The organism is Polyangiaceae bacterium, from assembly GCA_016715885.1.
GTDB lineage: Bacteria > Myxococcota_A > Polyangia > Polyangiales > Polyangiaceae > Polyangium.
In genome coordinates this window covers 81,227-94,667 of record JADJXL010000008.1, presented here as the reverse complement: position 1 = coordinate 94,667, position 13,441 = coordinate 81,227, and the positions used below count along the sequence as shown (strand labels likewise).

12 protein-coding genes and 1 pseudogene are annotated in these 13,441 nt (G+C 59.4%); 8 read left to right on the top strand and 5 right to left on the bottom strand.

Annotated features, from left to right (window positions below):
• Nucleotides 1–149: 149 nt before the first annotated feature.
• Nucleotides 150–1,049: pseudogene (locus IPM54_11880) on the top strand (transposase).
• Between the two features lie 222 nt (nucleotides 1,050–1,271).
• On the opposite strand, the gene IPM54_11875 reads toward IPM54_11880, so the two are convergent.
• The 3 genes from IPM54_11875 to IPM54_11865 form a co-directional block, all read right to left on the bottom strand.
• Nucleotides 1,272–1,451 (bottom strand): hypothetical protein, encoded by a 180-nt coding sequence (locus tag IPM54_11875; GenBank protein ID MBK9260515.1) that lies wholly within the window; start codon nucleotides 1,449–1,451, stop codon nucleotides 1,272–1,274.
• A 64-nt stretch (nucleotides 1,452–1,515) separates the two neighbouring features.
• Complete coding sequence (locus IPM54_11870) at nucleotides 1,516–2,001, bottom strand: nucleoside 2-deoxyribosyltransferase domain-containing protein (GenBank protein MBK9260514.1); 486 nt, start codon at nucleotides 1,999–2,001, stop codon at nucleotides 1,516–1,518.
• A gap of 63 nt (nucleotides 2,002–2,064) precedes the next feature.
• Entirely contained in the window at nucleotides 2,065–3,171 is a 1,107-nt protein-coding gene (locus IPM54_11865) for a urate hydroxylase PuuD (GenBank protein ID MBK9260513.1), read from the bottom strand.
• A gap of 182 nt (nucleotides 3,172–3,353) precedes the next feature.
• Here IPM54_11865 and IPM54_11860 point away from each other — a divergent pair, with 182 nt between their 5' ends.
• From IPM54_11860 to IPM54_11840, 5 genes are read left to right on the top strand one after another with little or no spacing between them, the layout of a single operon-like run.
• The gene (locus IPM54_11860; GenBank protein MBK9260512.1) at nucleotides 3,354–4,853 is read left to right on the top strand and encodes an ATP-binding cassette domain-containing protein; all 1,500 of its coding nucleotides are present in this window, start codon (nucleotides 3,354–3,356) and stop codon (nucleotides 4,851–4,853) included.
• Nucleotides 4,850–5,953, top strand: coding sequence for an ABC transporter permease (locus IPM54_11855; GenBank protein MBK9260511.1), 1,104 nt, complete (start codon nucleotides 4,850–4,852; stop codon nucleotides 5,951–5,953). Before IPM54_11860 ends, IPM54_11855 begins: the two co-directional genes overlap by 4 nt.
• Complete coding sequence (locus tag IPM54_11850) at nucleotides 5,950–6,909, top strand: ABC transporter permease (protein ID MBK9260510.1); 960 nt, start codon at nucleotides 5,950–5,952, stop codon at nucleotides 6,907–6,909. The genes IPM54_11855 and IPM54_11850 overlap by 4 nt, the downstream gene beginning before the upstream one ends.
• Nucleotides 6,906–7,175 carry a hypothetical protein gene (locus IPM54_11845; protein MBK9260509.1) on the top strand — a complete coding sequence of 90 codons (270 nt, stop codon included), beginning with the start codon at nucleotides 6,906–6,908 and terminating at the stop codon, nucleotides 7,173–7,175. Before IPM54_11850 ends, IPM54_11845 begins: the two co-directional genes overlap by 4 nt.
• Complete coding sequence (locus IPM54_11840) at nucleotides 7,172–7,555, top strand: type II toxin-antitoxin system VapC family toxin (protein MBK9260508.1); 384 nt, start codon at nucleotides 7,172–7,174, stop codon at nucleotides 7,553–7,555. The genes IPM54_11845 and IPM54_11840 overlap by 4 nt, the downstream gene beginning before the upstream one ends.
• Nucleotides 7,556–8,606: 1,051 nt before the next feature.
• On the opposite strand, the gene IPM54_11835 is transcribed toward IPM54_11840, so the two are convergent.
• On the bottom strand, nucleotides 8,607–9,380 hold the full coding sequence (locus tag IPM54_11835) for a hypothetical protein (GenBank protein ID MBK9260507.1): 774 nt from the start codon (nucleotides 9,378–9,380) through the stop codon (nucleotides 8,607–8,609).
• Between the two features lie 21 nt (nucleotides 9,381–9,401).
• On the opposite strand from IPM54_11835, the gene IPM54_11830 reads away from it, so the two are divergent.
• Nucleotides 9,402–10,400: a hypothetical protein gene (locus IPM54_11830; protein ID MBK9260506.1), complete on the top strand. Its 999-nt coding sequence runs from the start codon at nucleotides 9,402–9,404 to the stop codon at nucleotides 10,398–10,400.
• A gap of 157 nt (nucleotides 10,401–10,557) precedes the next feature.
• On the opposite strand, the gene IPM54_11825 is transcribed toward IPM54_11830, so the two are convergent.
• Entirely contained in the window at nucleotides 10,558–12,336 is a 1,779-nt protein-coding gene (locus IPM54_11825) for an AAA family ATPase (GenBank protein ID MBK9260505.1), read from the bottom strand.
• 364 nt (nucleotides 12,337–12,700) lie between these two features.
• On the opposite strand from IPM54_11825, the gene IPM54_11820 reads away from it, so the two are divergent.
• Nucleotides 12,701–13,354: an SEC-C domain-containing protein gene (locus IPM54_11820; GenBank protein ID MBK9260504.1), complete on the top strand. Its 654-nt coding sequence runs from the start codon at nucleotides 12,701–12,703 to the stop codon at nucleotides 13,352–13,354.
• The last annotated feature ends 87 nt before the right edge of the window (nucleotides 13,355–13,441 follow it).

The window sequence follows — 13,441 nt, the reverse complement described above, 5'->3', positions numbered from 1 at the left end:
ACATTCACGGCCGTAGACTGGCGGGAAAACTGGCGGCCGCCACCCTCCGCCATGGCGGCCGCCACCCTCGGTCGGCCCCAAATCGATCATAACTATTCGAAATTATTGAGCGCCCTCCGCCGGCATACTTCTCGCAATACGCCCCGGCCATGAGCCAGCCCCGCCCCATCCGCCCCGGAGCCACCTACCTCGTTACGCGCCGCACCGAGCGTCGCCATTGCCTATTGCGCCCCGATCCCGCAATGACCCGCTTCATTCTCTACGCGCTCATCGTCTCCGCGCTTCGGCACGGCATTCAGGTTCACGCCTTTTGTGCCATGTCGACGCACTTGCATTACGTCGTTTCCGACCCCATGGGCACGCTGCCGCGCTTTCGAGCTGTTCCATCGGCTCGTCTCGATTGGCGTCAGAATTCTCCCGAAAATGGGACGGATCGCCTTGGGATCGCGCTCAAACCAGTGTCGTCGAATTGTGCACGCGGCAAGCCATCGTCAAAAAAATCGCCTATACCTTGGCAAACCCCGTCGAAGCAGGACTCGTTCGTCACGCGCACGAATGGCCCGGTGCCAAAACGACGATCGATGACATCGGCAAAGGCACCATCCATGCTAAACGCCCCGGCATCTATTTCAGCCCGAAAACCCTGAATGGAAGCCCGTGACCAGCCTCGACGTTTCCTTCCTCCATCGATTTGCAAAGAAAACGCCCAAGATTTCGCGACGATATTGCCGTGGAACTTGCCAAACTCGGAAGCGGCCGCCCACGCACGCATTCCCGCGCGTCGCGTGCTCGGTGCAAAACGTGCCGCGAATGTATCACCCGCAATGCGCATCACGACCCATGAACCCAGGTGCCAGCGAAATCCCATGTTCGCCGTTGGTCGCGGCAATGCCGAAGCGGCCCGCATTGCCGCGCGTGCCGTGCGAGCCTTCCGCGCCGCATATCGGAAGGCATTCCAAGCATGGCGGGCAGGCGATCGCTCGGTCGCATTCCCGGCGGGCACATACGCCATGCGCGTGCTTCACGGGGCGAACGTTGCAGCATCGTAAGAGTCGAACGCCGACATCGTGAGAATCGAAAACTCCTGCCGACGACGCACGTGACGACATTCAACGTTCGTCCGTCGGCAGCGCACAATCTGATGATCGGGCGGAAATGACGACCTCCGCGGGCCGACGAGCGTCATATTGACCCGCGACCCAACGGCCGAGCGCGGCAAGTGCCCACGTATCGCATGGCATCACCGCGTCTCCAGCCGTCCCCGCACGCTGTCAGCACGGCATCCACGGCCCATGCATGACGAGCGCGCGAGCAAGCCGCGGCATTCGAGCTCCTGCCAGCCGAGCGCGCTGGAGCGCTACGAGATCCATCTGTACCAAATCGGCTGGCGCCTCGGCGGGAAGGGCGCGTACGGCAGGAATCTCGACGAGCATCAGCGAATCGAGGAGCATGAGCTCCACACCACTGGAGCGGCTACGTCTGGGCCGCTTGCCCTCGCAACGTCGCGTTCTACCATCAGCGGCGTACTTGGCCGCGTGCGTGCTGGAGCCCCCTTTCCCTGACCCGCTCGATCAACGCCTCCAGCGTCGGCACCTGCGGAATGCCATATCGCCTGCACACCACGTCCACATTTCCTTTGCGCCAATATCCTTCGGGACAACACACGATCACATTGCGACGCACGTTCAGCCCGAGCTCCAGCAGCGTAATGGGCGACTTGGTCTCCGGCGCAAAGTAAAAAAGAATGAGGTCCGCTTTTTCCAGCGCGTCGAGCTCCCATTCGACCTGCTCGCGAAACGGCGGAAAATCCGCAGACTGCGGCCAGGTCGAATCCCACGCCTCGCGCCTCGGGTTCAGCACCACGATATCCATATCGCGAAGCGTATCCGTGACCACCGATTGCCAATCGACCGCTTTTCCCATTTCTATGGAACCAGCAAGAAAAATCCGCGGCTTGTCAGCGTCGACATCCAACCTGTCGGGCGGCCTGAGCTCTTTCACTTCTTCTGCCCTTCGATCCACACTTTTAGCATCGCCCGTTCCTCGTCCGTCATCCCAGTCGCATTACCGAGCGGCATGTCGCGCGACACCGACGTGCGCTGAACGATTTTCTCGGCTTTCGCCATGATCTGATCGACCGTATCCATCACGAACCCGGACGGAGCCGCCACGAACGTCGGATGCGTCGGCTTTTGCGAATGACACGTCGTGCACCTCTGTTGCACGATCGTCATCGCCGTCATCGTATCCACCGGCCCCACGACGACCGGCTCCGGCTTTGATGAAACTCAATCCAAGCGCTCCGCAAAATGCAACCCCGATGGTCGTGAGAAGCCGCTTGTCCTTGCGCTCTTCCTTGTACAGAACATTGATGTAATGGCGAATGCCCACGCCAGCCCCCATCGCAAGGCACAAGATCACCCACCCGAGGTGATGATTGTACGCAACCGCGAAATGGTTGCTGATCATCGCGAACGTCACGGGCAACGTAAAGTAATTGTTGTGCTGCGATCGCCGCTTCGCCTGCTCTCCGTCGCGTTTGTCCAGCGGCTCCCCAGCATTGAGCGCCTTTCGCATCGCAATGTGGTGCGGCACGATCGACGTCCACACATTGAGCCCCATGCACGTCCCGAGCATCGCGCCCACGTGAATGTACGCAGCTCGCCCGCTGAATACATGCTGAAAGCCATAGGCCGCAAGTGATACGAACACCGCCATGATCACGAACACCGTGCGGTTGTTGTCGAAGAAAAAGCACACCTCGTTGTAGAAAAACCAGCATGCCGCAATCGACGCGAAGCTGATCCCAATCGCCGCAAGCGGTCCAATGTCCGCCACGCTCGGATCGATGAGGTACGTCCTCGCCCCGTGCCAATAAATCATCGCCAAGAGCAGCGCACCCGTGATCAGCGTCGTTTTCGCCGGCCACGAATGCACGAGCAACCGCTCGGGATGCTTATCTGGCCAATATTGCTCGTGATAATAAAAACTCCCGCCGTGGATTTCATCGAGCGTCCCGCGGATGTTTTCCTTCAGCACCTTGTCCTTCGGTGGCCTCACGGACAAGTCGAACCAGTTGAAATAGAACGACGTCCCGATCCACGCGATACCCGCCATCAAGTGAAGCCAGCGGAGCAGAAATCCGATCCACTCCTGAAAAAGCCCCATCATTCGTTCGCTCCCGGCATGCCGAGACTCTACCGCAACGGCGGCTCGACTGGATCGTATTTGTCCAGCCAGCAGGCCCGGCCGTGATGCATGCGCCGGCGACAAACCCACCGCGCCCGCGACCCTCCGTACCACACGACGACAAACGTTCCCCCCGTTTGGCTCGACCGGGTATCCTCGCGAACGTGCGCGGTCCGGTCATGAAAATCGAGGGGCTGGGAGTTCGCTACGGCGACTTCTGGGCCGTGCGTGATGCCAGCGTGACGCTCGAACCGGGCGTCATCCACGCGATCGTCGGAGAAAACGGGGCAGGGAAGTCCACGCTCCTCAAGGCTGCCGCAGGCTTCGTGCCGTACGTGGCCGGCAACGTGCACGTCGAAGGAAACGCATCGGCCATCGGCATGGTGCACCAACACTTCATGCTCGTTTCCGCCTTCACTGCGCTCGAAAACTTGGTCCTCGGCGCCGAACCCACGCGATCACTTGGTCGCCTCGATCTTGCCACCGCTCGATCGCGCGCAAACGAGCTCATGAAGCAGACGGGCCTCACCGTGAACCTCGATGCAGTGACGCGAGACCTTGCCGTCGGAGAACGCCAGCGCCTCGAAATTCTGCGCGTTCTCTACCGCGGTGCACGTGCCGTTTTGCTCGACGAACCCACCGCCGTGCTGTCGCCCATCGAAGCTGCAGAGCTCTACGCAACGCTCGGAAAGCTCGCAAAAGACGGCGCAACCATCGCCGTCGTCACCCATCACCTCCATGAAGTCATCCGATTTGCACATCACGTGACCGTCATGCGGCGAGGTCGCACTGTCGCGTCGCGCCCGATCGATCGTGCGGAAGGCGCTGCGCTCGAAGATGAGCTCACGCGCGCCATCATGGGCGGCGAGCCTCCTGCACCGACCAAGGCTCCAGAGCTCCCGGACAAACCCGCGGATGCTCTCACGATCGAGAACTTGGTGCTCGTCGATGCCAACGGAAAGCGTGTGCTCGATGGCGTCCAACTGTCCGTAAAGAAAGGCGAAATCGTCGGTGTTGCAGGCATCGAGGGCAATGGTCAACACGAGCTCATTCGTGCCATCGCGGGCCTCGAGCCCCACGTGACGGGGACGATCGAGCTCGGCGGCAAACCTTTTGACCACGTACGATCCGCGGAGGACATGCGAGCTCGAAGACGCGCGCTAGCCGTCGTACACGAGGATCGCCACGCCGAAGGCCTGATGCTCGAAGCCTCCGTTGGAGACAACCTGGTTCTCGGGGAGCTCGGTGATCTGAAGAGTGCGGCGCAAGAGAAGAACGTCATCGCGCGGCGTATCGAGCACTTTGGAGTTTTCCCAGCGGAAGCAGAGCGTGCGGCGGGGGCCTTGTCTGGCGGCAATCAACAAAAGATCGTCATGGCGAGGGCGCTCGATCGCGTCGAAGCAAGCCCCGATCGGGCAGTCGTCGTGCTGGGCCAACCCACGCGCGGCGTGGATGTCGGCGCGGCGGCCGTGATTCATCGAGCCATCGTTTCGGCTGCTGAAAAGGGGCTCGGCGTGCTCATGATCAGCGCGGACCTCGGCGAGCTCAAGCGTTTGTCCCACCGCATCGTCGTGCTTTCGGGCGGGCGCATCGTCGCCGACTTGCCGCCAGATACGCCCGATGACGTCATCGGCCGCGCGATGCTCGGCATGGAGGCCGCATGAAGCCCGCACAGAACCTCCGTTCAGCGTTGCCCATCGTGCTCGCGATCGCGGGCGGCATCTTGTTGTTTGACCTCATAGCATTTGCGTTTGGTCAAGCTCCCGCATCGGCGCTGCGCATGGCGTTCGAAGGAACGTGGGGCACGCCGTATGGCATTGGGCAAGTGCTCTTCAAGGCGACGCCGCTGCTCTTCACGGGGCTCGCATTTGAAATCGCGCTGCGTGCGGGCTTGTTCAACATCGGCGCCGAAGGACAACTCGGGCTCGCGAGCCTCGTGGGCGCCGTGGTTGCGTCGAAGCTCCCGTCGTCGTTGCCCATGGTCGTCGCGCTGCCGCTCGTGCTGTGCATTGCGGCTGCAACGGGTGCAGCGGTCGCGTTTGTCCCGGCCATCCTTCGCGTTCGTCGAGGCGTGCACGAGATCATCACGGCCATCATGGTCAACCGCATCGTCGATGCGATTCTTCCGTGGGCGCTTGCAACGGTGCTCGGATCGGCGTCACTGCGCACGGCGGACATTGCTCCGGGCGCTGCGCTTCCGCGGCTCGATCGAGTGTTTCCGTCGCTGCTCGGGAGCGCCGCGAGTTTCGCCTTTCCATTGGCGGTCGTTTCGGTGTTTGTTGTGATGGAACTGCTTCGGCGCACGCGCGTGGGGCGCGAAATTCGTTGGGTGGGTTTGCGTGCGGATGCGTGTCGAGCCGAGGGGATTGCGGTCGAGCGGCGGCTGCTTTTGGCGATGCTCCTATCGGGCGCGGTCGCGGCGCTTGCGGTATCGTCGACCGCATTGGGTTACAAGGGTTATTACGAATTGGGACTCGGGGCCGGCGCAGGATGGAGCGGCATTGCGGTTGCAATGCTCGGACGCGGCAAGGCCATTGGCATCGTGCTCGCGGCGGTTTTTCTGGGAACGCTCGAGCAAGCGGGTCTTGCGGTCAATGCGCGCGTGCCGAAGGAAGCCATGGATGTGCTTGAAGCAGCGCTCATTGTGCTCGTCGCGGTATCGACGCGAGCTGCGGCGAAGGAGGAGGCAACGAGAAAGGGCAATCGGGAGCCACCTGAAGAAAAGCCTGCGCTCGTCGCAGCGGCCAAGGAGGCAGCGCGATGAGCTCGATCGTATCGCTCACGATGCTCGCGGAATCCATACGCATTGCCGTGCCCTATACGTGTGCCGCCATTGCGGGGGTATGGGCCGAACGATCGGGCGTCATTCAGATTGGGCTCGAGGGCATTCTGCTCACGGGTGCATTTTCATCGGTGGCCGTTGCGTATGCGACGGGCAGCGCATCGCTCGGGCTCGTTGCGGCCATTGGATCGGGCATTGCCGTATCGCTTGGCCATGGATTGCTCACGGAGAAGGCGCGTATTCACGCGGTCATCAGTGGCATTGCCATCAATTTGTTGGCTTTGGCGACGACGCGCATGGGGTTGCGCGCGCTTTACGACAGCTCGTCGAATTCGCCATCGATTGAAGGGTTTCGGTTTGGTCCGACCGGAGCGACCGGGCATTCGATGTTGGCGCGTGTGCTCGTCGATCCTGTCTTCATTTGCGCTGTCATTGCATTGATAGCGACGCCGTATCTCATGCAAAACACGCGGTTTGGCTTGCGCGTACGAGCGGCGGGGGAAAACCCGGTTGCGGCATCGAGCGTCGGGATTGACATCACGAAAACGCGTCTTGCGGCGCTGGCGGTATCTGGGGCGATATGCGCGCTTGGCGGGGCGCATTTGGCCCTACGATCAGCACCGGTTCGAGTCTGGCATGTCGGCGGGGCGCGGATTCATTGCGCTTGCGGCGGTCGTCGTTGGCGGCTGGCGAGCGAGCTGGGCGGCACTCGCGTGCCTTGTCTTCGGGACGCTCGAAGCGCTGCAAATTGCGCTCCAGGATCAAGCTCGGAAGAGCATGGTGGGGGATTTGGTGCAGGCATTGCCATATTTGGCGACGCTTTTGGTGCTCGCGTTTGCGAAAAGGCGCAGCGGCGCTCCCGAGGGGCTTGGGAAACACGCGACGGAGTGAGGGCGGGCTTGACGTGGAGGCAGATGTCGCCTACCATGCAGGCATGAAGCGAAGGCAAGCTACGGAAGCCATCCAGTACACGCTCCGGAATGTTCCACCCGGAGTGGATCGCGCGCTTCGGCAACGTGCCAAGCAGCTTTCGCGAAGCCTCAATGACGTTGCCATCGAGGCGCTCATGCGTGGCGCTGGCATAACGCACGAGCCAATCGAGCAGCACGATCTCGATTTTCTTTTTGGTTCGTGGGTTGACGACCCTGAGGTCGACAAGGCGCTCGAGGAACAGCGACAGATCGATCCGGAATTGTGGAAATGAATCTTGCGCTCGATACCAATGCGTATAGCGCTGCGGCGCGAGGCGAGGAGCGGTTCGTTGCGCTCACGCAATCAGCGCGGCACATCTACCTCCCTTTCATTGTCGTAGCTGAGCTTCGCGCGGGATTTGCTGCAGGAGCGCTGGGGCGGCGCAATGAATCAATATTGGCGCGGTTTCTCGCTAGTTCGAGGGTGAGTGTGCTGTACCCGGATGAGCAGACGACGCATCATTACGCGCACCTTTACGCGCAGCTACGCCGACAGGGCACACCCATTCCGACAAATGACATTTGGATTGCGGCAATCGTATTGCAGTACGATTTGGCGCTCTTGACGAATGACGCGCACTTTTCGAAGATTCCGCAGCTTGCACGGGCTTGAAGGTGCGATTGCCGCAACGGCCTTGCCATCGTGGACGACGTATCGCCCGTCGAGATCGACGACAATCAGACTGAAGATTGCAGTGGTCGAGTATCCCACGCAGCAGTTGCGCCGGGTCGTCGAGACGCTTCGGTGAATGCTCTCCCGCATCGGGCAGGGGCATTAGCATGGCGTACACCTCGTCCCGATCTGGCGCTCGCTTTGCGCTCCATGCCAGACGCAGCACCGAATCCACGCCTTGGAAGCAGGATACGGCGCGCACGGCGCCCGCTGCGTTCGAGATTTCGTCCCAGCGCGCGGCGAACGCCGCCTGGTCCTCCGGATGCACCAACTCTCGTAATGATTTCCCCTTGATGGACGTCGTTCGGAACGCCTGCTGCGCCTCGCGATTGCAATCGAGAACGATGCCTGCGAGGTTCGTTTTCACCAATATCCCCGGACAACGATCCCAAAAAAAAGTGCGTCCATGTCTTCCTCGCGTGAGCGCCAGGAAGGTAATTATGAAATAAGTCGTTGCCTGTCTATGAAATTCGACGGTGCCAACGTGAAATCGGGATGATGCGACGATGCGTCAGTCAGTTGACGTCTTCGCGCTATATCGATGTTTGCTGAAGTCCGCCTTGGCGACGAAATCCATTCTTTTCGACACATGCACCAATGCAGCGTCATGATTGACGCCATCACTGCGCCTCACGTCAGGCCTCTGCACGGTGCTTCAGCTTTCAACTTTCACTGCCAAAATGTTGACCAGACCTCGTCTCTCGGCCATCCGGGTTCGTCGCAATCGCGTGCCGGCCCGTTGGCTACGCGATCCTGCACGTTGCGCATGACGTCCCGATCGCGAGCGAACGCGTATGGATGACCCGTGACACGCGCGGCGACGAGCTTGCCAGCACGTTTCAGTGTGGCAACACGCTTGTCGGCGGCGGCGATGGCAGGTTTCGCACCTTGAAACCCGTGCGACGAGTCACGGTACGTGCAAGGTGTCGTCGTGCAATGCGCGAGGCGACGCGTCGAAATGCGATGTGGCGGGCAATCGAGTGGTTTGCGATTACGTATTCGTGGGCGGGTTGGCCGGGGGTGTTGCAGCGTCGGGCGTGTCTTCCGCTTCCGTGAGCCCCGCGCGGCGGCGCGCCGTCGGCTTGACGGCATTGGCCAATTCTTCTTGCCCGGCGAGCGCAAACAATGCAGCAATGCAATCGGCGGCACGCGGATACGCCGTTCCCCACACCGCCATTGCATTGTTCTTTGCAACTTGCGTGAGCTGACTTTCCCGTTTTTCACGTTCGACATTGCCGAGCGCCGTTTCGAGCGTCTCGCGCGCTTCCTTCAAATCATCGGCGGCGGCGCTGGGGTCGATCGTCAGGCTCTTCTTTTTGGGAGTTTCCGTGAGCGGTCGAGTGCGCAGCAATTCCTCGACGTTCGTGGCGAAACGGACGAGCGTATGGGCATCCTCGGGAATGGCAGCGGAGCATCCATAGGCGGAAGCAATGGCGGCGCCATAATTCGAGGTCAACGTTGCCCGCAATGAAATGAGATATGCGCGCAGGTCGGTGATGCTCTCCTCGCGTTGCTTTCGATACGGATCGTCGTCCTGGAGCTCGATGGCGTGCGCGGTATCGGCATCGACCAGGGTTGTCGTCGTTTTGGCGAGGTATTGATGAATGGCCGTGAGCACCCCAGCCATATTGAGGTTCGGGGGCACTCCATTCGGAAAGAGCAATGCATCGAGCGCGGGCGCCACTTTCGGCCCATGGTTATCGACGGCGGCCAAAACCGTGTTGCTGATGGCCACTCGGTCGGCGACCATCCTGGAAGCTTTCATCTCCATGCAGATGCGCGTTTCATGGCATCAAAGCGACGCATCGAAGATACTATCAATCGTCAAGAAGTGCGATCCGACGCCAGGAGAGAAGTGGATTGCACCATCGAACGTGCACGGTACAATATTTTGCCCCGTTACTATGAGAGCATCGAGAGTGATGCAACGCGCGTCGAGGAAGTGAAATATCTGGCCCTTGCAGCGGAGATCTATAATGACATTCGTCCCCTGCGAGACACCGGTAAACTCCCACTCCTGGCTGATTGGAAGGATATCGAATACGAAAAAACAGGCTATGTTCTGCGCGATATTGTTGAAGCGCAGCAGGTTATGATTGTCGAGGACCCGCAATGGTCATCAACGTTGCAGGGGCATAGGGCGCCGGAGTTGCGTTGGTCGGACGACAGAAAAGTGTTGACGATTTGCAGCCGTGATGCGGGGGCTTACTTGTGGCTCCTTCTTCGCGATCGTCACGCAATACTCTGCAATGTAAGCAATGTCGCGTCTGCGAACAATTACCTGCAATCGAAGTTTGAATGGCTGCTGGTGCCAACGCCACCGGACGACGTTATCAAGAACGAGAAATCGTTTAGGTACATCCTTCGGGAAGCAACGGAGGCGCTTCGTTCTGCGCGAAGAACCATTCCGTGTCGAAAACAATTTCTCGCCATGGCGGTAGCGCCGGAGGCAGATTATGAGCTGCAACATTGTTATCGGATTTTCCCACGCCTCAAGCCGCGCGCAATTTCTCCATTCCGAGTCGGCGCCGACGAAAAGATCTCCCTCGATGGCGTCGAAGCGCTCGTGAAGTGGACCTACGAGCACCGGCTGGAAATAGCGACGACCGAACGCGATATCGCGCGCGCAGTCATCGATCTCGTGGAAACGGCCCATGCAATGCTTGGCGCCGAGTGGGGCGAGCGCAAGGATTACAGCGTCGACGAGCTTCGGCGCAATTTTGTCAAACTGTACGGCAAGGAGGTACTTCCAGCGCCCGTTGAAGAGAGCAAAACCGGAGCTTGATTTTCGTCACTACCGGCAAGCTCGCGGACTCCACGACACGCGTGCTCGCGTTTGCGAAAAGGCGCAGCGGCGCTCCCGAGGGGCTTGGGAAACACGCGACGGAGTGAGGGCGGGCTCGAGTGCAGGCGCCTGCTTGAGGACGTGCAAGCGTTTGCAATCAATTCTTCGGCCACGCTCGAAACAGCACATCTTTTAATCCCACGAACACCAACACACCGGCTTTCAGCGCTTTGCCGTGGGTCAACATGGCCACGAGGTCCTTGTCCGCGGCATAACGCTGGATTTGCGCATACCCTTCATCCACCGCCTTTTCAATCGCATGGTCATCGGCATCCGTCTTGACGTACTTTGCTTCGATGATCCACGCATATTTGGCCTTCGAACCCGCGCGCCGGAGCCCGAGCAGCAAATCACAATAACCTTGGGCAAACTCTTTTTCGGTCATCAAATAAAACATCTGACTTTGCGACAAATACGCAAAAAGCATTAGCTTCATCGTCTGCTCGTTGAAGTTGATGGTTTCGCGCAGTCCCAAACGTTGCACCACTTCCCTGTGGAACAACTGGACCAATGGCTCGATGTCACCATCGTTGGCCATGGTCCTCAACACGCCGGGCAACCGGCCCGCATCGATGCGAATACCATCGTGATCCTGGAGGGCAAAAGCCATGTATTGCCATTGCAATTCCCGCATCACGCGATTGGGAATGACCAGCGTCGCCTCGCCTTCGGGCTCGGTGTCGTCGGCAAACGTCAGCATCCCCATGTAATAAAAGAGCGAAGCAATTTGGGCCCGTCCCAGGTTCAGCCGCGTGCCGAATTGTTCCACGAGGGACACGGAAATCGATTCGTGCGTGAGTATCTCTTCCAGCAATTCGCGCGTATCGGTCTCTTGTTCGCTCGTGGAACGGGCAATCTGATACAGTCGCCCATAATCGGTGCGCACGTTCAAATCGAGCATTTGTTGAGGATACCGCCCGCTCGTCTTGAGTTCACCCAAGAAATAAAGCACCAGCGTCGAGTTGTACATGCGGTCCTTGGCGAATCGAGAAAATCGATATCCGTCGTAATACCGCTCGAGCGTCTTCATGAGCACTTGCCGATCGCTGATGCGCGGGTCGTTGGCCAATTCGGGTTTGTCGTGCAGCAAGATGTCGACCGCTCGTTCGACGTCGGCGCGGGTAAAGCCGGCGAGATCATTGAATTTGTCGTTTTGCGAGATATGTCGGATGATGTTGAAACCGCTCGACAAGTCGTCGAGCATGATGGGCGATACGCCGGTGATGAACGTACGTCCAAGCGTGCCCGAAATGGTGAAGGCTTTTAACGCAGCATAAAAACTGCGGACGAACCCCGTCGCGCGGACGAGATCCTTGTACACATCGTCACGACCATCCGAAAGCAGCCGATTGCCGAAGTGATCGTATTCGTCGATCAGCAAATAGACCTGCCGCCCTGCGTTCGCGACCTTCGTGAAGAGTTGCGTCATGACCGCCGCCGTATCTTCGTCCGCCGATCGGACAAGGTCGTTCAAATCCGACAGAGCCGGCAACAGCTTGTCATACCGCGCAATGAATGACTCGACGGCCGACTTCACTTGCACGGCAAAGCTCTTGCGAATGTCCGGTTCCGAGCCCGTCGTGTCGACAGGCGAGAAATCGAGCCGGAGCACCAGATAATGGTTTTTCTTGGGCGTCGGGTTTTGGTGGATCCAAAGGCCGCCGAACAGCTCGTCGAATTTATCGGCCTTGTTCACGTCGTAGTAGTTTTCGAGCGTGCTGATGAGCGTCGACTTGCCGAATCTGCGGGGGCGGAGAAAGAGCAGATGGTTCTCGTCGGTGTTCTCGATGCGCGGAATGAACGGCGTTTTGTCGACGTAAAAATAGCCCTCCTGGCGGATCTGAACGAAGTTGCAGTTGGCGTAGGGAATCTTCATGGGTCGCGCTCGCGAGACGATGGTAACACGGGCGCTCGCAAACGCGAGGGAAGTTCCCCGTTCACCGCCCGAGGTTCGCCGATCATCTCGCGGCAGCCCATGCCTATCTCGCCCGAGACGTAGGGCTCGCTCGACGTTCGGAGAAAAGTGCCGGACGACAGGAAAGTGTTGGCGATTTGCGACCGCGATGGGGGGGCTTGACAAGCGCCATCGAACAAATTATGGCCTGCTGATGACCCGTTTCGCGGACAAACCAATAACTGAACTGATTGACCTGTTGAAATCATCCGCGGGAGATAGTCCGCTCGAGCTTTTGACCGAGGTATCGCAGCGGGGGAATGAAGCCATTGAGCCGCTGTGGCGCATGCTGATTACCGACGAGGTATGGGAGACGCTCGATCCGGACGTCTTCATGCCGTCCATCGATGCATTTCGCTGTCTTGGGATGATTGGCACTGTCGAGGCGGTGAAGGTGCTCGTCGATATCGGCAAGAAGCGGGATGTGAACAGTTTGATCGAAGGGGCGTTGGCCATGATGTCGGCGAGTCGGCCGGAAACCGCAGTGCTGTACATGGAGGCGGCGCAGGACGCATCGCTCCAGGCGTACAAGCGCTCGCTCTTTGCGGCAGTCGCTTATGAGCTTGCGGCGCAGCATCCGGCGCTTCGAGCGGAAGTTGCGGCGTTTTATACGAATCTTTTGCGAACTGCGCCCGACGAGCTTGCGGTGCGTATCATGGTCGAAGCGGCGTGCATCGATGACCCGCAAACGCAATCGGCATTGGATCGATTCTTGACAACGTCTGCGGAGGTTTTACGCGAAGAACGGGACGAGGTGGCGGAAGCTCGGAAGGGTCGACCTTGGCGCGAATTCGCGGTGTCGTTTGCAAGGGCCATCGAGCCGCCGAAGGGGGCGGTACCGACGAGCGTCAACGAGCGCGCAATGAAACCGAAGCCGGGGCGGAATGAAGCGTGTCCTTGCGGAAGCGGGAAGAAGTACAAGCGTTGTTGTTTGCAATGAGTGGGACGACGAGCGACGGGTGGCAGCGTAAAGCTTGATTTTCGTCACTTCCCTGTTTACTCTCCGGCAAACTTGCGGACTTCACGA